We start from the raw sequence: 21,558 nt of genomic DNA on the forward strand, positions 1-21,558 counted from the left end.
GTAATAATAAATAATTAATTAAGTCTAAAATTTGCCCCTTTAACCAGAGCATTTTAATTTTCAAAATTTGTGATCATTATAATCTTTTTCTGATTAGCTTTTTCAATTGTTTTTGATATTTTTAAACCCAATTAAGCAATTTTCAATTATCAATTGTTAAGTGTCAATTGATCAATATCATTGATCTTTACTTTAAAAAAGCCCCCCCATGAGGTAAGGTTAAAAGATTCACACTTATCCATAAGATACAAATCTTAATATTTTGCAATAAACCTTATGGTATTAAATAGTAAAGATTGATTTTGTTTTAATATCTAAATTTTCATTCATCTAACATCCTTGAGAATAAACGTACTATGAATATTATTGTTGTTGGCTTAAGCCATAAAACCGCACCTGTTGAAATTAGGGAAAAACTAAGTATTCAGGAAAATAAAATTGAGGAGGCGATCGCCCATTTAAAAAACTATCCCCATATTGAGGAAGTGGCGATCATTAGTACCTGTAACCGTTTGGAAATTTATGCAGTGGCTAAAGAAACGGATAAAGGTATTATTGAAATTTGTCAATTTTTAGCGGAAAAAGGACATATTCCTCTTAATATTTTACGCCGTTATTTATTTATGTTACTACATCAAGACGCATTACGTCATTTAATGCGAGTAGCGGCCGGTTTAGAAAGTTTAGTTTTAGGGGAAGGGCAGATTTTGGCTCAGGTGAAAACCACCCATAAACTCGCTCAAAAATACGGCGGTTTAGGGCGTTTATTGGATCGACTGTTTAAACAGGCTATGTCAGCCGGAAAGAGGGTACGCAGTGAAACGGATATTGGCACGGGTGCGGTTTCCATCAGTTCGGCGGCCGTGGAATTGGTGCAGATGAAAGTAGAGGATTTAAGAGGCTATAAATTTGCAATTATTGGGGCGGGTAAAATGTCCCGTTTATTAGTGCAACATTTATCGGCTAAAGGTGGGGATCAGATTGCTATTGTTAACCGTTCCATGAAAAATGCTCAAGAATTAGCGGATAAATTTCCCCATTTACCGATTAAACTTTATGAGTTATCAGAGATGATGAATGTGATTGCTAATTCTGATATTGTCTTTACTAGCACCGGAGCGACTCAACCTATTTTAGATCGGGCTAAATTAAACTCCGTTTTAACTGAGAATCAATCTTTAATGTTAGTAGATATTTCTGTGCCTCTTAATGTTCATAAAGATGTAGAGGGTATGAAAAACGTACAATCCTACAATGTGGATGATCTTAAGGCGGTAGTGGCGCAAAATCAAGCTAGTCGCCGTAAAGTGGCAGAGGAAGCCGAGGCTTTATTAGAAGAAGAAATTAGTGCTTTTGAAGTTTGGTGGCGATCACTAGAAACTGTGCCGACAATTAACTCTTTAAGAAATAAAATTGAAGAAATTAGAGAACAAGAATTAGAAAAAGCTTTATCACGTTTAGGGATAGAATTTGCGGAAAAACATCAAGAAGTAATTGAAGCTTTAACTCGTGGGATCGTCAATAAAATTTTACATGATCCGATGGTACAATTACGCGCCCAACAGGATATTGAAGCCAGAAAACAATGTTTAGATTCTTTAAAAATGTTGTTTAATTTAGAAGTAGAAATAGAAGCGCAACAAGCTTAGATTAATAAGTAATAAGTAATAAGTAATATGTAAAAAAAAGAAGATTGTGGAACAGGCATCTTGCCTGTTCAACTCATATTTATTTTAAATGTTTAACAGCTTACCAGAAGTCTATGATCTTTTAAACTTAATTAAGATCAAAATTAAAATTAATGATATAATAGTAAGAACTTGTAATAATATTAAAAACTCGACAAAATCATTATGTCTTCTTTAATTTTAGCTGAACCTCAAGCCACTTATCAAACAAGTTTATTTCAACAAAAATGGGTAGAAGTATTAGTAGATTGTCCCGCCGTTAATAAATTATCTAATTCTAATAATGTTTCAGGATTAAATCAAGAATTAAATCAAGATAAAGTAGAAACTTATAATTTATATACCTATAGTATTCCCCCAGATTTAAAAATAGAAACTGGTGATATTTTAAGCGTTCCTTTTGGTAGTCAAATTTTAAATGGAATTGCCATTAGATTAACAGATAAACTACCCCAAAATTTAGAAATTAATAAAATTAAAGAAGTAGAAGAAGTAATTTTAAAAAACCCTTTTCCCGATCATTATTGGGATTTAATTGATCGAGTTGCTCAATATTATTGTACTCCTTTAATTACCGTAATTAGATCAGCTTTACCTCCTGATTTATTAAAGAAATCTCAAAGAAGAATTAGATTAAATTTTGAGGTTATTCCTGACGATTATAATATGTTTTGTACCTATCCTGAACAACAAATTTTAAGTTTATTGCAAAATCAAAAAGAAGGCGATTATAGTAGTAAATTTTTAAATAGTAAAGTTAAAGGTGCAACTAGAGCTATTAAACAATTAATCAAAAGAGGATGGATCGAAAGTTATTTTGAAGAGAATAATCAGCCTCGCCCAAAATTACAAAAAGCTATTACTTTAGTAATAGAAAATCAAGAACTTAATTTAACAGAAAAACAAAAAGAAGTTTTAAAAATATTACGCTATTATAACGGTGAATTATGGCTATCACAATTATTAGAATTTGCTAATACTAGCACCTCAGTTGTTAATAATTTAGAGAAAAAAGGTTATGTGGTAATTGAAGAAAGGGAAAAATTAAGATTTTTACAAGAAATTCAGCCCGATCGAGATGGGAAAAAAATCTTAACTGAAGCTCAAACAAACGCCCTAAATATCATTCAAAATTTAGATAAATTTACAGAAGTTTTATTACATGGAGTTACCGGATCGGGTAAAACAGAAGTTTATTTACAAGGGATTGAACCGATTTTAAATCAAGGAAAATCAGCTTTAGTTTTAGTTCCTGAAATCGGTTTAACTCCCCAATTAACTGATCGTTTTCGAGCAAGATTTGGTAATAAAATATTTGTCTATCATAGTGAACTTTCAAAGGGTGAAAGATACGACACATGGCGACAAATGTTAACGGGAGAAACTCAAATTGTAATAGGTACAAGATCGGCTGTTTTTGCCCCTTTACCAAAGTTAGGAATTATCATTTTAGATGAAGAACATGATAGCAGTTTTAAACAACAACAAATAGCGCCCACCTATCACGCGCGAAAAGTAGCACAATGGAGGGCAGAAATTGAAAATTGTCCCTTAATTTTAGGCTCGGCTACCCCCTCTTTAGAAACATGGACAAATACAGTTACCAGTGAAAAATTAAATATTAATAATAATCAAGTAAATATTAATAGTAATCAAGTGAAAATTAATAGTGATCAAATATTATTAAATAATCAAAAATTGGTCACTGGTAACTGCTCATTGGTAACTGCAAAATATCTTTCCCTTCCAGAGCGGATCCAAGCCCGGCCTCTCCCGCCCGTAGAAATAGTGGATCTACGTCAAGAATTAAAGTCAGGAAATCGCTCAATTTTCAGTTATTCCCTTCAAAAAGCTCTGAAAGAATTAAAATTTAAAAAACAACAAGGGATTTTATTTATTCCCAGAAGGGGACATAGTACCTTTGTTTCTTGCCGTAGTTGCGGTTATGTGGTAGAATGTCCTCACTGTGATGTCTCTTTGTCATACCATTATACTCATACAGGAAGTACGGAATTATTAAAATGTCACTATTGCAATTATACGCAATTACACCCTAAACAATGCCCTGAGTGCAAATCTCCCTATTTAAAATTTTTTGGTAGTGGCACTCAGAAAGTTATGGAAGAATTAGCAAAAATGTTTCCCGAATTAACTGCCATTCGTTTTGATAGTGATACCACCAGCAAAAAAGGCTCTCATCGTGAGTTATTAAGCCGATTTGCACGGGGAGAAGCTGATCTATTAGTGGGAACACAAATGTTAACTAAAGGCTTAGATTTAGAGCAAGTAACCCTTGTGGGGGTGATCGCCGCCGATGGTTTATTACATTTATCCGATTATCGAGCCTCAGAAAGAGGATTTCAAACTTTAACCCAAGTGGCCGGAAGGGCGGGAAGGGGAAATGAAGCCGGAAAGGTAATTATACAAACTTATTCACCCGATCATCCCGTCATTCAAGCGGTTAAAAATCATGATTATTTAACATTTGTTAATAGTGAATTAATCAAAAGAGCGGAATTAAATTATCCTCCCTATGGGCGTTTAATTTTATTAAGTTTAAGCGGTTTTGAAGAAAAAAATGTCCAAAAAACGGCCGAACAAATAGCGGATTTTTGTATAGAAAATATGGGTCAAGAATGGCAAATATTAGGCCCTGCTCCTGCTAGTATTATGAGAATAGCTAACCGTTATCGGTGGCAAATTTTGTTAAAATTGGATCATAATCAGGCTTATTATTTACCTAATTTTAATGAGATTAAAAATCTTTGTTTAAATGGGGTTAGTTTACAGATTGATGTGGATCCTTTGAATATTAATTAAAATAATTGTAGCCCTCACCCCCTAACCCCCCTTTATTGGGCGTAGGGTATTTTCAAAGTCGGGGTTTCTGATCCTTGTAATCTTATTCTGATAAAGTTTTTAGCTTGTTTTTGATGTTAATAAATCAAAAATTATTAAAAACAGGATAATTCCTAACAAAAATTTAGTTCAATTTATTGAACGATTTATATTAGCCTTGAACTTAAGTTCAAGAAAGAAATTTGGAGCGAAATTAATGACAATAAAATATAATCTAAGAGATTAACTAAAAATAACAAAATTTCTGACTTTTTTCTTGGTAAAATAAATTTTAAATTAAACACAATTTCAAATTAATAAACTAACGAAAAAATCAATGGAAGTTATACCCGCAATAGATTTATTACAAGGTCAATGTGTCCGTTTATATCAGGGAGATTATAGTCAATCTGAGGTATTTCATGAAGATCCGGTGATCATGGCTCAACAATGGGCGGATCAAGGGGCTACCCGTCTTCATCTTGTGGATCTCGATGGTGCAAAACAAGGGGAGTCTGTTAATCTTAATGTGATTGAAAAAATTGTTAAGACTCTTTCCATCCCTGTGCAAGTGGGAGGAGGCTTGCGCGATCGCAACGGAGTGGCTCAACTTTTAAATTTAGGAGTTAATCGAGCAATTTTAGGAACAATTGCCGTAGAAAAACCCGAATTAGTTGAAGAATTAGCTAAAGAATTTCCTAATCAGATTATAGTAGGCATTGATGCCCGTCAAGGTAAGGTTGCAACTCGTGGATGGTTAGAAACCTCTGAAGTTTTAGCCACTGATTTAGCTCAGAAAATGGAAGGTTTTGGCGTGGCCGGGATCATTTATACTGATATTCAAAGAGATGGTACTTTAATCGGCCCTAATCTTGAGGCTTTAAGGGAGTTAACCCATTGTGTTAAGATTCCGGTGATCGCCTCTGGTGGTGTGAGTTGTTTAAGAGATTTATTAAATCTTTTGGCTTTAGAAGCTTCTGGCGTAACTGGCGCGATCGTGGGTAAAGCTTTATATACTGGAGATGTTAATTTAACTGAAGCTATTTTAGCCGTAGGTAACGGTAGGTTACAAGATGTGCCTTTAGACTTAGATCGTTCAACTTTTGCTTAAATACTCAATTTTAATCAATGTAGACGTAATATAGAGACGTAATATATTACGTCTCTACGATGGATTACGTCTTGACAATAATTAAAGATAAATAATATAGCAGAGAAAGAGATGATAATAACTTCATTCTTATCTAAAACTATTCCCTATTCCCTAACTTCTGAAAGAAGTATATTAAGACAAATAAATTTTAACGATAGCGTTTTTTGCGACGAGCGATCGCTTTACGTTTGCGTTTTTCAATAGGTGTCTCAAAATGACGACGACGTTTAATATCCGCAAAAATACCAGCTTTAGACACTTGACGCTTAAAACGCCGTAGTGCCGATTCTATATTTTCATTTTGTCCTACAACCACTTGGGTCATACAGTTTCCTCCTTAAAACGTAATTTGGCAAATTAACATGATACTATATTTTGGTGATTGATGGGTTAACTTTTATTTTCACTATCAAGCTTTAACAATTGACAATTGACAGGGGACAATTAACAATTAACAATAAAAATAATCAATCATAACTTGATGAATTAAAGCCCCGAAGGGCTTAAGCACAGATTAAAGGCTTTCGAGGTTATTCAAAATTTACCAATCTTTTTTTCGGCCTTTTCTTTTGGGTTCATTTTCACGGGGTTTAGCTTTATTAACCCGTAACTGCCTTCCTAACCATTCTGCACCATCTAAGGCCGCAATAGCTGAATCTTCGTGATCATCAGAGTCCATTTCTACAAAACCAAAGCCTTTAACACGACCTGACTGTTTATCTGTAGGGATGTATACTCTTTTAACATTACCATATTCGGCAAAAACTTCTTGAAGATCCTCTTCAGTTACCTGATAGGGAAGGTTTCCAATATAAATTGACATGGACAAATTGTTCCTCAATATTTCACAACATCATTTCAAAAGCATCAATTCGTTTAACACAGATGCTTATCAATTCAAGGAATGACAACTTTCTGCACAGACGAAATGAATCTTAATCCAAACAATTATAACACAAACTATTAACCTAAACTTAACTTTTTATGATTTTTTTCTTTTTTATCAACAAAAAATCATGGTTTGTCAATCAATGTCAGCTAGATCTAGTGTTTGGCGATCGAATTGATTAGCCCAGATTTAATAATCATCATCTTCATAACCATAATCATATTCTCCTTCTAATTCTTCATAATCTTCATCTTCGTATTCATCATCTTCATCTTCATCATACTCATCATATTCTTCAAATTCTTCTAATTCATCATCATAATTTTCATCATCGGCATATTCATAACCTTCTTCATCTTCATAATATTCTTCATCTTCTTCCTCATAATATTCATCTTCATAACTATCTTCATCATAACCCCGATTTCGGCTGACATAAATATAACCTTCTTCCTCATCTTCTACTAATTCTTCGTCATCATCTTCCGCATATTCAAAATAATAATTATGCTCAAATTCATCATCTTTTTGAGCTAAAAATTCTAAATTTTTTGGGGGGTGATCAAACCAAATTTCTTTACTCAATTCTACATCATTTTTGAATTTTAATGACCAACATTCTTGACAATAATCTGATTGTAAAACATATTCATAAGGGATATAACAATAACCTTGATCTCCCCAGTTTTCTCCCCAAGAATTGCGCACAATAAAAACTTGATATTCTTCAAGATAACCTACTGCTAACATGGCATGAATACCATGATCGGCATGACTTTTTTCTTGGGAAAGATCGGGCATTAAAACTTTACCTTGAGTTCCCGCTTGACTGAAAGAATGAAACAATTGTAAACTAAAAATAAAGGGATAACCCATTGCTAAACAATGTTTCATACTATAAAGATCTAAATCTATTTCTTGTACCTGTTCAACTAAATTTTTTTTCGCTTCTTGATAGGCATTAAAATCAGGTTTTTGTTCCACTAGATCCGGATCAAATGACCAAGTTTCATCGGAACAAATACCAATTTTTTCTATGACTTCTAAAGCACTACTAATACTACAACCATTATCCTTTTCTTCCGTGCCTTCTAACATTCGGGCATTATAATATAAAAATAAACGACTTACAGGTTGTAGTTTTCCTGTTAATCTATGTTGGAGATATTCGTAGGCCGAAGAAATGGCATTAGCGACACAACTATTAATAGTTGAATGATCCTCAACGGGCTTTAAAAAAGTGCGTAGATCAACCATTGGAGGTAACTGATCTTGAGCATAAAGATAGCTAATTTTTCTTTTAACTTTAGGGGGTTGATTTTCAGAAGGTAAAACTCCGCCTAATTTCATCCGTTTCCCTGTTGATCTTTCAATTAAATAAGTCGCTTTACGTTGTTTCATCATAGTTGTTTAAATTTATCCAAATATTGTTTAAATTAGATTTTAAAATTGACAACAGACAGATTTTAATATTAATTAATTTTTAATTATCAACCGTCAACTGTCAATTGATCATCTTGATCTTATTATATCTGAATGAAGTCATTTTTTTGCATGATTAAAAATTTTTTTCGATCATAATTCATTTAAGGAAAATTATTAATCAAAAACATCAAGATCAAACCAGAAAGTTGTACCCACTCCCACCTCACTAATTAAATTAATTTGACTGTGATGTTTGTCAACAATAATATTTTTCACAATAGATAAACCTAAACCAGTTCCTTCTAGGGTATGTACTCGATTTTCTACTCTGAAAAAGCGCTCAAAAATGGCTTTTTGATCTTCTTTATCTATCCCGATCCCTGTGTCAGAAATTTCTATTCTAACTTTATCTATGGGATATTTATGGTTAGATTGCTCTTGAATTTTATAGGAACGAATTACTACTTTACCACCAGAAAGAGTGAATTTTAAAGCATTACCAACTAGGTTAGTTAAAACTTGTAATAATAAGTCATAATGCCCTAAAACTGGCAGTAAATCTTCTTCAATTTCTTTTAATAATTGAATATTTTTATCTTTTGCATTAAGTTGATAAGTGCGTAAAGTTTGTTCGATCGGTTGAATAATATCAACGGGTTCTAACTGATAAATACGAGATGATTCTAAACGAGAAAGATCTAAAACATCATTGACTAAACGAGTTAAGCGATCGGTTTCATGGTTGGCCGTTTCTAAAAATTCTTTTCTTTCTTTTTCTGTTAATTCTTCTCCATATTCAGCTAAAGTTTCAATGAATGATTTAATATTAAATAAAGGCGTTCTTAATTCATGGGAAACATTACTAATAAATTGACTTTTAGCATCATTTAATTCTGCTTCTCTGGTAATATCTTGAATAGTAATAGCAATTCCTTGGATATTTTCTTTATATTTATCTAGGACTTTACTTAATAAAATTCTTAAGGTTTTAGCCTGTGGCTCTTCAATAGTTATTCTAAATTCTTCTGGGGGAAAATTATCATGATTAATATTATCTTTTAAATCTTTTAGTTCCTTTATTTCTTTAAGTGAATCTTGATTATTTTCTACTACTAAAAGATTAGATTTTGTCATAGTTAAAACTTGACTATTTTCTAATTGCTCCTGTGTAAAATCATTATAATTATTACTTTTAATTACCTTTAAAGTTTCCTGATGAATATTACTTATACTTTCTAAATTTTCTAATTCTAAATTTTCTAAATTTTCTAAATATTTTAAATGATCTAAATCTGAATCTTTAGGATTTTTTCCTGTAATTAATTGATAGAGAGGTTCTACTAATTTAATTTTTAAATCTTGGGGTAAATAATGCAAAACATTTTGACCAATTATTGATTTATTTTCCCAGCCAAAAATACGAGTAGCGGTAGAATTAACTAATAATACCTGCATTTTTTTATCAATTAAAATTGCTCCATCCGCAATAGTAGTTACTAAAGTTTCTAATTTCGCTTTTTCAGTAGTTATTTCTTCAATATTTTGTTCTTCATAACTCTCTAATTTTTCTGCCATTTCATTAAAACTAATAATTAACTCTCCTAATTCACCGCCAAAAGGAAGGATAATTCTTTGTTTAAAGTTTCCTGCGGCAATATTTTTTACTCCAACTAATAATTCTTTGATGGGTTTAGTAATATTAAAAGCATTGAAAACCGCCCCTAAAATGACCATCGCCCAGATGGAGATAAAAACCGCAATGGTAACGTCTCTGGTTAAATTAGACGATGCCACAACGGTGGCATTAGGGTTGATCCCGATGGCCAAAACGCCTAAATATTGATCGGCCTGTTTTAACGGCACAAAAACATCCGTCACTTCACCATTGGGGGTATGATGCTGACGTACCATCGGCAAGGATGTATTTTGACCATAATCTTCAGGGAGGGCAATGTGCCGTTTTATTGTGAGGTTATTTTGAGGTTGTGCCTCTGAATAAGGGATGCCAAAAAAGATTTCCCCATTGGGATCGGCATAGATCAAATAGCGTACACTGGAGGTACTCTGAAAAAAACGCCCAGAAAACTGAGCTAAAGCGTTAATATCGTGATCCGCTACCATCGGGGCGGCGTTAGCGGCCATTAATAGCCCCAGATCCCGCCCAAAACGGGTGTCATTCATTCGAGCGTCTTCTTGAATGGTATTAACTGCCCAAAAGGTCAAAGCACTCATCAATAAAGAGACAACCAGAGTTACTCCTGCCATCAATTTTGTTTGCAGGGTAAACTCTGACCACCAACGGTACAAAAATTGTTTGAGTGTAAAGATCAATGAAAATAATAAATCCAAGGTTAATAAAATTTTGATAAATTGAAAACTTAATATATTGTAATAATTTTTGTTAATTTGTCATTATCAGGTATTTGCTATTGGTAATCGCTAATTATTTTCAAATTAAAGCTAGTTAAAATCTAATAAAGTCTCTATTCCATCATAATAATTAATCCATGTTTTGGGATCGGGACGTTCCCACCATTGATCACGGGTTACGTTTAAGGTTAATAAAGGAGCGATTAACCCTTGATTATCAGCGATAATGGTTACTGCAACTTCTGTTACTAATACATCTGCATCAAATGTTCTTTGGGTGGCGGCTCTAGCAATGATAGCGGAGCGTTCTAATAGATTTTGGTAGGTTTCCCCCCCTTGACGAGTTAAATAAATTTGAACATTCTGAGGATAGGCCTCGGCTTTTAACGGGGCGATCGCTTCTAAACTTAATATTCCTGTACTACTTAAGCCACAAATGAGAGTTAAACTTAATTTTTTGATCAAATTTCCGAACATATTGCTCTCCTCTTAACATTTTTAATTATGATTTTAATTATAATATAAGTTATTGGTTATTTGTTATTAGTTATTTGTTGTTTGGTCATGGCCAAGATACATATAGTACATATTATTTTAGAGATCAATAGAATCATCCAAAAGCACCTGTAACATTGATTGAGTAAGAGGATGATCACTTAATAGATTAACTTTATTTTCTTCGATTACTTTTTGTAGGAAATAGAGAAAATTACTGTTAACACTAATAGTTTGAGGGTGATCTTCTCCTAATAGTTTTTTCCTTAATTCTAAAGCCTGAATATATAAAGGTTCAGCTTGGTCATATTTGCCCTGACTAGCGTACAAAATAGCTAGATTATTGAGGGATTGTACCACATCAGGATGGTTTTCTCCTAATAGTTTTTTCCTTAATTCTAAAGCCTTAATAAATAAAGATTCGGCTTGATCATTTTTACCCTGATTTTTGTACAAAACAGCTAAATTATTGAGTAAATTTGCCACATTAGGATGGTTTTCTTCTAATAATTTTTTGCTTAATTCTAAAGCCTGAATGTATAAAAGTTCTGCTTGATCATCTTTGCCTTGATTATTGTACAAAATAGCTAAATTATTAAGGGAATTAGCCACCTCAGGATGGTTTTCTCCTAATAGTTTTTTTTCTAATTCTAAAGCTTTAATAAATAAAGGTTCTGCTTGATCATTTTTCCCCTGACCAGCGTACAAAATAGCTAAATTATTAAGAGAATTTGCTAATTCAGATTCTAGCTTAAATTCTTCTTGTAAATTAATTGCTTTTTGTAAATAATTAATTGCTAAATTTAATTCTTCTCGATAATTAATTGCTTGACCTCGTTCAATTCTTTCTTTGTAAACTTGTCCCAGATTACCATAAAGATGAGCCAATTGAGGATTTTTTTGTTTTTGATTTTTTTGTTCAATTGTTGCAATTAATTCTTGTAAATCTTCTAAAGGCAGTAAAGATGAACTTTCTACTTTTAGCTCTGTACTTAAGGAAAGTAAATTATCTTTAAAATTACTAATATTAATTATATTGGTAGTAGGACAAACAAAACGAAAAACTCCCTTGCGCCAACTCCAAAAATCAGGGGATTTTTGCTCTAATTGTTGTTGTAAATAACTATTCATCCAAATAATAATTGAATAGGGAAAATCCTTAAATGCTTCCCTTGTCCATTGAAAAAAACCTAATAATTGATCTTGAGGTGACTTTTCTTGATTATCTTCTTTGAATAAAAATCTAAATTTTTCTGTTCCAGTAACAGTAATTACCGCATTATTACAGGTTTTAAGCTGAGGATTTTCTTGAATTAATTGATTGATTAAAGATAATAAACTAGGATTTTCTGCGGAGAAAATTAGACGATAACAGGGTAAATTTGAGCTTAATTCCTGTTCATATTGTTGAATAATTTGCTCTCTCAATTCTTGATTATCACAAACAGCAATTAATAAATTAAAATAATTTTGATTAGCTTCAATGGAAACTAATAAATCATCATAATTATCTCGATTTTTAGGATTTTCTTCTAAGGCTGAGATCATAACTTAACTTTAAATAATATTTTTTTGTTGTAAAAGTTTAGTCACAATAGGATGAACATCATACCAGAGTTGATGATTACGATATTCTAAAATATATAAACCGTGAAGTAAATCTAAAAATTGTTGATCTTTAGGATCATCAGGTTTAAAATTTTGGTAAGTTGTTTTTAAAATTTCATAATCTTTGATCCCAATTCTACTATCAAAATCTAAACTCAATTTATTAATTGCTTCCTCTAAAATATCCTGATTAATTTTTAAATCTTGATGAGCGGGATCACGACGTAATGATCTTAAACAAATACGACAACATTCATTGGTAATTCTCATTAATTCCCTTAACACTCCTCCACTTTCAATAATGATTTTTTCCAAAGTATTTTTTTCAATTAAATGAGGTGAAATTCTTTTATTTAAAATGTTAGTAAGTTGAGCCATAACTTCACCATTAGATAGGGGATTTGGTTGATTTCTTTCTCCTTTAGCATAAAGTTTAGATACAGGCATTAACACAATTTGATCATTAGTTTCTGACTGTAAAGTTGCCATTAAAGAAACCTCTCTTAAGGCCGCAATAGGAATAGTCATAACAATATTAAAATTAGGCTGAAATAGTGCCTTAATATGTGCCTGAAAAATATCTTTTGCTAAAGCAATATCAATTTTATCAATATCATCAATGATCACTAAAACAGGTTTATTACTTTCTTCATTAATAACTGTAGCAATTTCATTAATATTCCTAACTAAATCAGAGATTTTACGCTCAAAAGTTACTTTGATTTCATCTCTAATGGTAGCATTTGTTTTTTAAATACCTTTAACCCATGTAAAAAAAGCATCAAATTTAAAACCACTTTCTATTTCTGCTTGATATTCTTCAATATTAGTTTTAGTGTGTTGTGCAAACCAATTATAAAAACTCTTTTTAATTGAATCTTTAATTTTTATTTCTTGCTTTTCTGCTTCCTCCATCAAATTAACAGCGATCGCAAATAAAATATTAATATGATTAACGTCAGACATTTCAATTAAATCAGAAATAGAAAAGAAAGTAATAAAATATTGATCATCTAACTTTGTTTTAAATTCTGCTAATAAAGTTGATTTGCCACAGCCACGATGACCTGCTAAAATAACTTTACTATTTTGTTGATAACTATCTAAAATTAACTGTTCTAATTCTTCAATTACGGCAATACCATATTCTACCCAAAATTTATCTAGCTCCTCTTTTGTTAAAAGAGGTAATAATCCTAAATTTCGATAGGCTTGTTGAAACTCTAAGAGTAAATGATTTGTGTTCATAAATTAACTGCTATCGCTTCTAATTAATATTACCATTATAAATCATAAACGATTAATCTAAATAATTTTTTTATAACAATCAAAGTATTTTTATTGTTATAATTTTTCCCTAACTTGCACAAGAAGTTTAATAGTTTTCATACTTTGATATAATGATAGGAGCATGATCTTTGTTAACTTAATAATATCATCTTATGATCAATCATTAATCAGCCCGTCTTATCAAAAATAATAATTATCAAAAAAATGCTCATGGAAAAAGAATCTTTAGAACAATCTTTAAAACGATTTTTTGGTTATGATACTTTCCGCCCCGGACAAAAAGATATTATTGAAAAAGCTTTAACAAATCGTGATCTATTAGTCATCATGCCCACAGGTGGAGGTAAGTCTTTATGTTTTCAACTTCCCGCTTTATTAAAAGTAGGAATAACCATTGTAGTGTCTCCTTTAATCGCTTTAATGCAGGATCAAGTTGATAGTTTATTAGATAATGGGATCGGCGCAACTTTTTTAAATAGTAGTCTATCTTGGGATGAATTAAAATCAAGAGAATTGGCAATTTTAAATGGTAAAATTAAGTTAGTTTATGTCGCTCCTGAAAGATTATTAAGTGAGAAATTTTTATTTTTTTTAGATAGGTTAAAAAATACGATTGGCATAGCAGGTTTTGCCATTGATGAAGCCCATTGTGTGTCAGAATGGGGGCATGATTTTCGCCCCGAATATCGCAAAATGATCCTCTTACGTTATCGTTATTCAGATATTCCCATGATGGCTTTAACAGCCACAGCAACAGAAAGAGTTAAAGAGGATATTATTAAACAATTAGGTTTACAAAATGCAGAAATTTATTTAAGCACTTTTAATCGTCCTAATTTATATTATGAAGTTAAACCAAAAGAACGTCAATCTTATAATCAATTATTAACTTATATTCGCACCAATCAAGGAGCAGGAATTATCTATTGTTTAAGTCGCAGAAATGTAGATGATTTAACCTTTAGATTACAACAAGATAACATTTCAGTTTTACCCTATCATGCAGGTTTACATGATGAAGTTAGAAGGGTTAATCAGGATCGGTTTATTCGAGATGATGTGAGAATTATTGTAGCAACAATTGCTTTTGGAATGGGCATTAATAAGCCTGATGTAAGGTTTGTGATTCATTATAATTTACCTCGAACTTTAGAGAATTACTATCAAGAATCAGGCCGGGCTGGAAGGGATGGAGAAGTAGCTAAATGTATTCTTTTTTTTGATTTTAGTGATATTAAAAGAATTGAATATTTAATTGATCAACAAAGTGAAGAAAATCAACAAAAAATTGCCCGTCAACAGTTAAGAAAGATGATCGATTATTCTCAAGGAAATGAATGTAGAAGGATTATTCAACTTAGTTATTTTGGAGAAAAATTCAAGGGAAATTGTCAAAATTGTGATAATTGTTTACAGCCAAAACCAATCGAAAATTGGACGATCGAAGCTCAAAAATTTTTATCCTGTGTGGCAAGGGTAAAAGAAAAATTTGGCATGACTCATATTATTGATATTTTAAGGGGATCAAGTAAGAAAAAAATCTTAGAATATGGCCATCATTTATTATCAACTTATGGCATTGGAAAAGATCGCACTGTAGACGAGTGGAGAATGTTAGGGCGCTCCTTACTTCATCAAGGATTAATGTCAGAAACTACGGACGGTTATTCAGTGTTAAAATTAAATAGTAAAAGTTGGGAAATTTTAAGAAAACAAAGGGAAGTAAAAATTGCTGTTACTTTGAGTAAAAAAGATCAATTATTAAAAGAATATAATTTAAAAAATGCCGAAGGTGAAATTTTATTTGAAAGATTAAAAGGTTTAAGAAAGTATTTAGCTGATTTACATTCCATCGCTCCTTATGTTATTTTTCCCGATTCAACTTTAAGATTAATGGCGCAAATTAAACCCCAATCTTTAACAGAATTTGCCAATATTTCAGGAATTACCGAATATAAATTAAAGCAATATGGAGAGCAATTTTTATCAGAAATTAGAGGTTTTTGTCAAGAACAAAGTTTACCAGAAAAACTACCTTCTAATAGTGAAATGATCACTTTAGGTTTTTATCAACAGGGTTTAAATATTAATCAAATTGCCCAAATCAGAAATTTAGCAGTTAGTACAATTTATACCCATTTAAGTAATTTAATTGAGTTAAAACAACCCGTAGAAATTACTAATTTAGTTTCTAATGAAAAAAGAGAAGAAATTTTAAAAGTTATTAATCTTAAAGGAGATATTTCTTTAACTTTAATAAAAGAACAATTAGGGGATAATTATAGTTATAATGAAATTCGTTTAGTTAAAGCTTGGTGGCGTAAACATAAATTTTAATTTTAACGATCAACTGTCAATTATGCTAGTCTTTTCAAGAATTTTCCCACTTATTATTATTACTTATTACTCATTACTTAACTTGTCGAAAAAGTCTATTTTTGCCCTGCTTTAATACATTCTTCAACTAAAGGCATAACTTGATCCACATCTTTCCACCCTAAAATTTGAGTTTCTTTTTTCTCTAAATTTTTATAAGTGCGGAAAAATTCAGCAATTTCTTCTAATCTATGGGAAGAAATATTTTTAATGGATGTAATCTCTTTATAACGGGGATCATCGGCAGGTACACAGAGAATTTTCTCATCTCGATCGCCGCCGTCAATCATTTCTAACATTCCGATGGGACGAGCCGCAATGACACAGCCGGGGAAAGTCGGTTCATCCATTAAAACCATCCCATCAAGGGGATCACCATCATCGGCTAAAGTATTAGGCACAAAACCATAATCATAAGGATATTTCACGGAAGAAGATAATACCCGATCTAAAATAAAAGCATTTAAGTCCTTATCAAATTCATATTTATTTTTGCAACCGCCGGGGATCTCAATCAACACATTGAGCAGACCCGCTTTAGGTTGGGCAGGAATACGAGTTAAATCCACGAATCAAATCTCCACTTATAAACTGTTTTTTTAATGTAATTAAGCATTTTATCAAACAAGTGACCATAAATAACAAAAACCTTAAAAACTAATATTTTTTAAGCGATCTTGTAACATTTGAGGAAATTTAGCATAATAAGTTTGATTTAAAGGGGAAGGATGGGGTAAAGGTAATAAATTAATCTCCTTTTGTTCAATTATTCCTTGGTCATTTTGTGCCGATAAAATCACATTTAAACTATTAGAAAAACGATCCTCCCGTTTAAAAAAAGCATCTATTTCGCCCTTTTTTCCGTAGGGAGCAAACCATTTAAAAGCCTCCGTGCCTAAAGTAATAATTTGATTACCACCCCAATAAAATACTAATAAACTGGCCACAAAGGGGCGAAATCTCTCTTTTACCGCTACGGCATAAGCTTTATTTCCGGGGGGTTTATAAGGTACGGTATTAGTTAATAAAAGGCGATCGCAAACCGTATTTAATTCCTCTTTAGAAGTAGCGGATTTTTGATGTAAAGCCTGATAAAAACCAGCCCTGACTAAACGCCCAGCCGAGCCAATTAAAGGCTGTTGAGCCATCACTTCATCTTTCCCTAAATCACGGCCAAAAAAACATAATTGACTGTTAAGATTACCCCCATATAATACAGGATAAGTAGGATCTTTTTGGGCAGATTCATAAACAGGAATATCTACGGGAAAAGCCTCTCTTTGGGCTTCTTGTTGAGTTTGTTTGATTAAAGTTTCAATCTTTAACATCGAATTAGCAAAATTTAATTATAAATGATAATTTTCTTAGGATAGCTTAATCTTGAACATAAATAATATTGATTTTTTTCCCCTGTGCTTTTCCTTAACAATTATCAATTAAATTTGATTTAATCCTTATTAATTAACAATCTCAATTTAGATTTTTAAACAAAATTGTGCTAGGATCAAGACTTGACTTTTAACTTTAGTGAAATCTGATTCTTCAACGAGAGTTTAAGTTTTCACAACTGATTGAATTTTGAATTTTGACTTTCGTAAGGGCTTAATCCCATTAAGCCCCTACTATTTTCACTTTAATTATTGGTAAAAATATTTATGAAATCTCTGCCCCTATTTCCTGTTATTTGGCAAGATGATCATGTCATTTTGATTGATCAAACTAAATTGCCTTTAGAATATACCCACATTAAAATTAAACAGCTTGATGATATGGTAGAGGCCATCCGCTCAATGATCGTCAGAGGTGCGCCCGCCATCGGAGTAGCGGCCGGCTATGGAATGTATTTAGGGGCAAGGGAGATTAACTCGCAAAATAAAGCCGATTTTTTACAAGAATTAGATCAAATTGCCGAAAAATTACGCAAAACCCGTCCCACCGCCGTTAATTTATTTTGGGCGATCACTCGAATGTTAAAAGTCGCCCATGAGCATTTAGGTACAATTAACGAAATTAAACAGAGTTTATTACAAACCGCTCAACAAATTCAACAGGAAGATTTACAAACTTGTCGCGCGATCGGCCAACATGGTCTAACCGTATTTCCTGAAAAACCAGAAAAATTAACCATTTTAACCCATTGTAATGCCGGAGCCTTAGCCACGGCCGGCTATGGTACAGCTTTAGGAGTAATCAGAGCCTTATGGGAAGAAAAAAGACTCGATCGAGTTTACGCCGATGAAACTCGCCCCCGTTTACAAGGAGCAAAATTAACCGCTTGGGAATGTATCCAAGAGCAAATACCCATCACCGTCATTACCGATAACATGGCCGCCCATTGTTTACAAAAAGCCATGATTGATGGCATCGTGGTGGGGGCTGATCGCATTGCCTCAAATGGAGATACCGCCAATAAAATTGGTACTTATGGCCTAGCAGTAATCGCTTCCTATCATCATGTACCTTTCTATGTGGCCGCACCCTTATCCACCATTGATTTTACGATTAAAGACGGTTGCGCCATTCCCATTGAAGAACGTCACCCCAGTGAAATTTATCAGATCGCACAAACGAATATTTGTCCAGTGGGAGTAGAATTTTATAATCCGGCTTTTGATGTAACTCCTGCCTCCCTAATTACAGGTATTATCACCGAAAAAGGGGTCTTTGCTCCCGATCAATTAAACAAACTCCAACCCTAATCAGTAATCACTAACCAATGACAACCTGATTTTGAGTTTAAATAGTTGTATTAACTATTTAGGTAAAAAGTTCTATAAAATTCATAAAATAAAAATAATACAATTTTCAACAATTGACAGTTGATCATGACCATGAAATAAGTATTAACTATTTTTACCTAATCCCTTTGTTTTCAATGGCAATCAGACCAATCTTATTGTGATGACCACTGACAAAAACCTTCCTCTTATTCCCATTAGCGAATTTGTTGCTTCAAAACAAGCCGGATTATTCCAGACTTTGAAACAACCTCGATTTACGGGTCAGTTAATTTTAGCCGGCCCAAAGGCCGATCAATGGACATTTTATCTCTATCTGGGAAGAATTATGTATGCTACCGGAGGCAATCATCCCGTTAGAAGGTGGCGCCGAAATTTGTCTATTTATTTTAATCAAATTAATTGGGATCTCAAAAGTCTCCAAAAAGATTTGGAAACTATCCCTAATCAAGAATTAAATACTACCTGTTGGGAATATCAACTACTTTGTTTATGGGTAGAACAACAAAAAATTTCCAGAGAACAGGTGGCCAAAATGATTCGGGCGGTGATTACGGAAATCTTTTTTGATGTAACCCAAGCTGTCCAAGTTACCTATCAAATTAAAAGGGATAATAATTTATCTACTCAATTGGTTTTGATTGATGCGGATCAAGTCATTGTAGAATCATGGAAACTCTGGCAAACATGGCAAACAGCTAAAGTAGCCGATCGCTCCCCGAATAGCGCTCCAGTGATCAGATTACCAGAACAATTACAAAGTCGCACCAGCCCTAAAACCTATCAAGTTTTATCTAAATTATTAGATGGTCAAAGAACATTAAGAGATTTAGCCATTATTATGGGTAAAAATGTGGTAGAGGTAACTAGATCTTTAATGCCTTATGTTCAGGCCGGACTGGTGGAATTAATTGAATTACCTGATTTCCCCGCACCCGTGATCTACGATTCATCCGATGAAGATTCCAAACATGACCTAATCATTGCTTGTATAGATGATAGCCCCTTAATCTGTCAAACGATGGAGAAAATTGTCACTGGGGCAGGGTATCAATTTATTGGAGTTAATGATGCTCTAAGGTCGATCGCCGTGGTGTTATCAACTAAACCAGATTTAATTTTTTTGGATCTAATTATGCCTAATGCTAATGGTTATGAAATTTGTGGTCAATTACGAAAATTAAACTTTTTCAAAAATACCCCCATTGTGATTTTAACGGGTAATGACGGCATCATTGATCGAGTCAGATCAAAAATGGTGGGAGCAACTGACTTTTTAAGTAAACCAATTGACTCTGAATTGGTTTTAGAAACGATCCGTAAATACCTCAAAACAAAAGTTTTTGATTAAAATTGATTGATTTTTCAGTCAAAAGTTAAAATTGAATCAGGAAACCATTAATTAAATAGCTTTCAAAAGGGAATAAATTAGATTGTTCAAAATAGGAGGAAACTAAGTTAAAATGAATTATGTAAAAATAGAAAAAAATTAACTAGCCAAAAATTAGCTCAATTTGAACTTCTAACAAATATATTTAAAAGTCAAATGATAATAAACTATGAAAATGAAACCAAGTTAAGTGATTAATCTTAAAATCACCGACTTTTTCAGTTTTCCTTTATTATAATTTATAGATCTTATGAGGAGATAAAAAGAAAGTTATGGGAACTGCCCTGATTGTTGACGATACTAAAACAGAATTAAGTATTCTGAGTGACTGTTTAACAGGTGCTGGAATCACCGTAGAAACTGCATCATCAGGAGAGGAAGCATTAGAAAAAATTAATGTCAAACACCCTGATATTATTATTTTAGATGTGGTTTTACCAGGTAAAAGCGGTTTTGAGGTTTGTCGAGAAATCAAACAAGATGCCTCTACTCAAAGTATTCCAATCATTATCTGCTCTACCAAAGGCACTGATATGGATAAATTTTGGGGTAAAAAACAGGGGGCAGATGCTTATATTCCTAAGCCAGTCGATCGGGAAGAATTAATCCGTACCGTTAAACAGTTGATTAATGCTTAATCCTGAGTTTCAGTTTTAATTACCAGTAATCAGTTCATTCATCATTAATCATTAAGCGCCCATCAAAGACTAATGACTAATCAATTTCAAAATATCCAATTATCTTTGGCACAAAATGAGGAAAATTTTGAGGGGCAAGAACAATTTTTACGATTTTTTCTTGTACCTGATACTACCGTTTTATTGCCGATCGCCCAACTGACTGAAGTTGTAACTATCCCTACGGGAACAATTGTTCCGATCCCCCATTTACCACCTTGGATCATGGGAGTTTATAACTGGCGCGGTAAAATCCTCTGGATGTTGGATCTGGGTCATTTAGTGGGCTTAACTCCTTGGTATCAACAACAGGTAAATAGTGATGTTTATACAGCCATTATCTTAGAGTCGGCTCATCATTCAGATTCTTCAGAAACCGAAAAAAAAGTATTGGGTGCAGTGGTAAATCGCATTGAAGAAATTGAATGGTGTCCAGTTCAAAAATTACAATCTCCTCCTGCTAGTACGGTTAATCCGGCTTTATTACCTTTTTTACAAGGTTATTGGTTAAAAGATAATGGCGAAATGTTAGTTGTGATTGATGGTGAATCTATTATTGCCGCTATGCCACAGTAACCAGTGAACAGTGACCAATAACTAATTATTTTTAATTGTTAATTG

Annotated in this window: 18 protein-coding genes; 8 read left to right on the forward strand and 10 right to left on the reverse strand. The window is 32.7% G+C overall.

Annotated elements, in window-relative coordinates; all coding sequences use genetic code 11:
• Positions 1-356 precede the first annotated feature (356 nt).
• From Anndu_RS14885 to hisA, 3 genes are all read left to right on the forward strand, one after another.
• Complete coding sequence (locus Anndu_RS14885) at positions 357-1,649, forward strand: glutamyl-tRNA reductase (protein WP_464101934.1); 1,293 nt, start codon at positions 357-359, stop codon at positions 1,647-1,649.
• 204 nt (positions 1,650-1,853) lie between these two features.
• Positions 1,854-4,508: a primosomal protein N' gene (priA, locus tag Anndu_RS14890; protein WP_464101935.1), complete on the forward strand. Its 2,655-nt coding sequence runs from the start codon at positions 1,854-1,856 to the stop codon at positions 4,506-4,508.
• A gap of 355 nt (positions 4,509-4,863) precedes the next feature.
• A complete protein-coding gene (gene hisA, locus Anndu_RS14895) occupies positions 4,864-5,637 on the forward strand; it encodes a 1-(5-phosphoribosyl)-5-[(5-phosphoribosylamino)methylideneamino]imidazole-4-carboxamide isomerase (protein WP_464101936.1) in 774 nt (257 codons plus the stop codon).
• Positions 5,638-5,827: 190 nt separating this feature from the next.
• On the opposite strand, the gene rpsU is transcribed toward hisA, so the two are convergent.
• The 8 genes from rpsU to Anndu_RS14935 form a co-directional block, all read right to left on the reverse strand.
• Complete coding sequence (rpsU, locus tag Anndu_RS14900; protein WP_464101937.1) at positions 5,828-6,004, reverse strand: 30S ribosomal protein S21; 177 nt, start codon at positions 6,002-6,004, stop codon at positions 5,828-5,830.
• A gap of 216 nt (positions 6,005-6,220) precedes the next feature.
• Positions 6,221-6,502 (reverse strand): RNA recognition motif domain-containing protein, encoded by a 282-nt coding sequence (locus Anndu_RS14905; RefSeq protein WP_464101938.1) that lies wholly within the window; start codon positions 6,500-6,502, stop codon positions 6,221-6,223.
• Between the two features lie 255 nt (positions 6,503-6,757).
• Positions 6,758-7,972: a C1 family peptidase gene (locus tag Anndu_RS14910; RefSeq protein WP_464101939.1), complete on the reverse strand. Its 1,215-nt coding sequence runs from the start codon at positions 7,970-7,972 to the stop codon at positions 6,758-6,760.
• A gap of 195 nt (positions 7,973-8,167) precedes the next feature.
• The gene (gene nblS, locus Anndu_RS14915) at positions 8,168-10,342 is read right to left on the reverse strand and encodes a two-component system sensor histidine kinase NblS (protein WP_464101940.1); all 2,175 of its coding nucleotides are present in this window, start codon (positions 10,340-10,342) and stop codon (positions 8,168-8,170) included.
• Between the two features lie 111 nt (positions 10,343-10,453).
• Entirely contained in the window at positions 10,454-10,840 is a 387-nt protein-coding gene (locus tag Anndu_RS14920) for a hypothetical protein (protein ID WP_464101941.1), read from the reverse strand.
• A gap of 117 nt (positions 10,841-10,957) precedes the next feature.
• Positions 10,958-12,406: a tetratricopeptide repeat protein gene (locus Anndu_RS14925; RefSeq protein ID WP_464101942.1), complete on the reverse strand. Its 1,449-nt coding sequence runs from the start codon at positions 12,404-12,406 to the stop codon at positions 10,958-10,960.
• 9 nt (positions 12,407-12,415) lie between these two features.
• Positions 12,416-13,093: a hypothetical protein gene (locus Anndu_RS14930; RefSeq protein ID WP_464101943.1), complete on the reverse strand. Its 678-nt coding sequence runs from the start codon at positions 13,091-13,093 to the stop codon at positions 12,416-12,418.
• A 123-nt stretch (positions 13,094-13,216) separates the two neighbouring features.
• Positions 13,217-13,714, reverse strand: a complete 498-nt coding sequence (locus Anndu_RS14935; RefSeq protein WP_464101944.1) for a P-loop NTPase fold protein — start codon at positions 13,712-13,714, stop codon at positions 13,217-13,219.
• A gap of 246 nt (positions 13,715-13,960) precedes the next feature.
• On the opposite strand from Anndu_RS14935, the gene recQ reads away from it, so the two are divergent.
• Complete coding sequence (gene recQ / locus Anndu_RS14940) at positions 13,961-16,093, forward strand: DNA helicase RecQ (protein WP_464101945.1); 2,133 nt, start codon at positions 13,961-13,963, stop codon at positions 16,091-16,093.
• Positions 16,094-16,188: 95 nt separating this feature from the next.
• Here recQ and Anndu_RS14945 read toward each other — a convergent pair whose 3' ends face one another.
• Both Anndu_RS14945 and Anndu_RS14950 read right to left on the reverse strand, forming a co-directional pair.
• Positions 16,189-16,701, reverse strand: coding sequence for an inorganic diphosphatase (locus tag Anndu_RS14945; protein ID WP_464101946.1), 513 nt, complete (start codon positions 16,699-16,701; stop codon positions 16,189-16,191).
• Positions 16,702-16,782: 81 nt separating this feature from the next.
• Entirely contained in the window at positions 16,783-17,460 is a 678-nt protein-coding gene (locus Anndu_RS14950; protein ID WP_464101947.1) for a uracil-DNA glycosylase family protein, read from the reverse strand.
• Between the two features lie 327 nt (positions 17,461-17,787).
• Between Anndu_RS14950 and mtnA the strand changes: the two genes are divergently transcribed.
• The 4 genes from mtnA to Anndu_RS14970 all read left to right on the forward strand — a co-directional run bounded on the left by mtnA (position 17,788) and on the right by Anndu_RS14970 (position 21,513).
• Positions 17,788-18,831 (forward strand): S-methyl-5-thioribose-1-phosphate isomerase, encoded by a 1,044-nt coding sequence (mtnA, locus tag Anndu_RS14955; RefSeq protein WP_464101948.1) that lies wholly within the window; start codon positions 17,788-17,790, stop codon positions 18,829-18,831.
• 202 nt (positions 18,832-19,033) lie between these two features.
• Complete coding sequence (locus tag Anndu_RS14960; protein WP_464101949.1) at positions 19,034-20,221, forward strand: response regulator; 1,188 nt, start codon at positions 19,034-19,036, stop codon at positions 20,219-20,221.
• A gap of 311 nt (positions 20,222-20,532) precedes the next feature.
• Positions 20,533-20,898, forward strand: a complete 366-nt coding sequence (locus Anndu_RS14965) for a response regulator transcription factor (protein WP_464101950.1) — start codon at positions 20,533-20,535, stop codon at positions 20,896-20,898.
• Positions 20,899-20,970: 72 nt separating this feature from the next.
• Positions 20,971-21,513 (forward strand): chemotaxis protein CheW, encoded by a 543-nt coding sequence (locus Anndu_RS14970; RefSeq protein WP_464101951.1) that lies wholly within the window; start codon positions 20,971-20,973, stop codon positions 21,511-21,513.
• The last annotated feature ends 45 nt before the right edge of the window (positions 21,514-21,558 follow it).

The sequence above is a fragment of the Annamia dubia NIES-4383 genome (genome assembly GCF_055394725.1).

Coding starts and splice junctions, on each gene's coding strand:
- Anndu_RS14910 (WP_464101939.1), bottom strand. CDS start 7,972: ATGATGAAACAACGTAAAGCGACTTATTTAATTGAAAGATCAACAGGG.
- Anndu_RS14960 (WP_464101949.1), top strand. CDS start 19,034: ATGACCACTGACAAAAACCTTCCTCTTATTCCCATTAGCGAATTTGTT.
- priA (WP_464101935.1), top strand. CDS start 1,854: ATGTCTTCTTTAATTTTAGCTGAACCTCAAGCCACTTATCAAACAAGT.
- Anndu_RS14905 (WP_464101938.1), bottom strand. CDS start 6,502: ATGTCAATTTATATTGGAAACCTTCCCTATCAGGTAACTGAAGAGGAT.
- Anndu_RS14925 (WP_464101942.1), bottom strand. CDS start 12,406: ATGATCTCAGCCTTAGAAGAAAATCCTAAAAATCGAGATAATTATGAT.
- Anndu_RS14920 (WP_464101941.1), bottom strand. CDS start 10,840: ATGTTCGGAAATTTGATCAAAAAATTAAGTTTAACTCTCATTTGTGGC.
- mtnA (WP_464101948.1), top strand. CDS start 17,788: ATGAAATCTCTGCCCCTATTTCCTGTTATTTGGCAAGATGATCATGTC.
- Anndu_RS14965 (WP_464101950.1), top strand. CDS start 20,533: ATGGGAACTGCCCTGATTGTTGACGATACTAAAACAGAATTAAGTATT.
- Anndu_RS14970 (WP_464101951.1), top strand. CDS start 20,971: ATGACTAATCAATTTCAAAATATCCAATTATCTTTGGCACAAAATGAG.
- Anndu_RS14950 (WP_464101947.1), bottom strand. CDS start 17,460: ATGTTAAAGATTGAAACTTTAATCAAACAAACTCAACAAGAAGCCCAA.
- Anndu_RS14935 (WP_464101944.1), bottom strand. CDS start 13,714: ATGAACACAAATCATTTACTCTTAGAGTTTCAACAAGCCTATCGAAAT.
- recQ (WP_464101945.1), top strand. CDS start 13,961: ATGCTCATGGAAAAAGAATCTTTAGAACAATCTTTAAAACGATTTTTT.
- hisA (WP_464101936.1), top strand. CDS start 4,864: ATGGAAGTTATACCCGCAATAGATTTATTACAAGGTCAATGTGTCCGT.
- Anndu_RS14885 (WP_464101934.1), top strand. CDS start 357: ATGAATATTATTGTTGTTGGCTTAAGCCATAAAACCGCACCTGTTGAA.
- rpsU (WP_464101937.1), bottom strand. CDS start 6,004: ATGACCCAAGTGGTTGTAGGACAAAATGAAAATATAGAATCGGCACTA.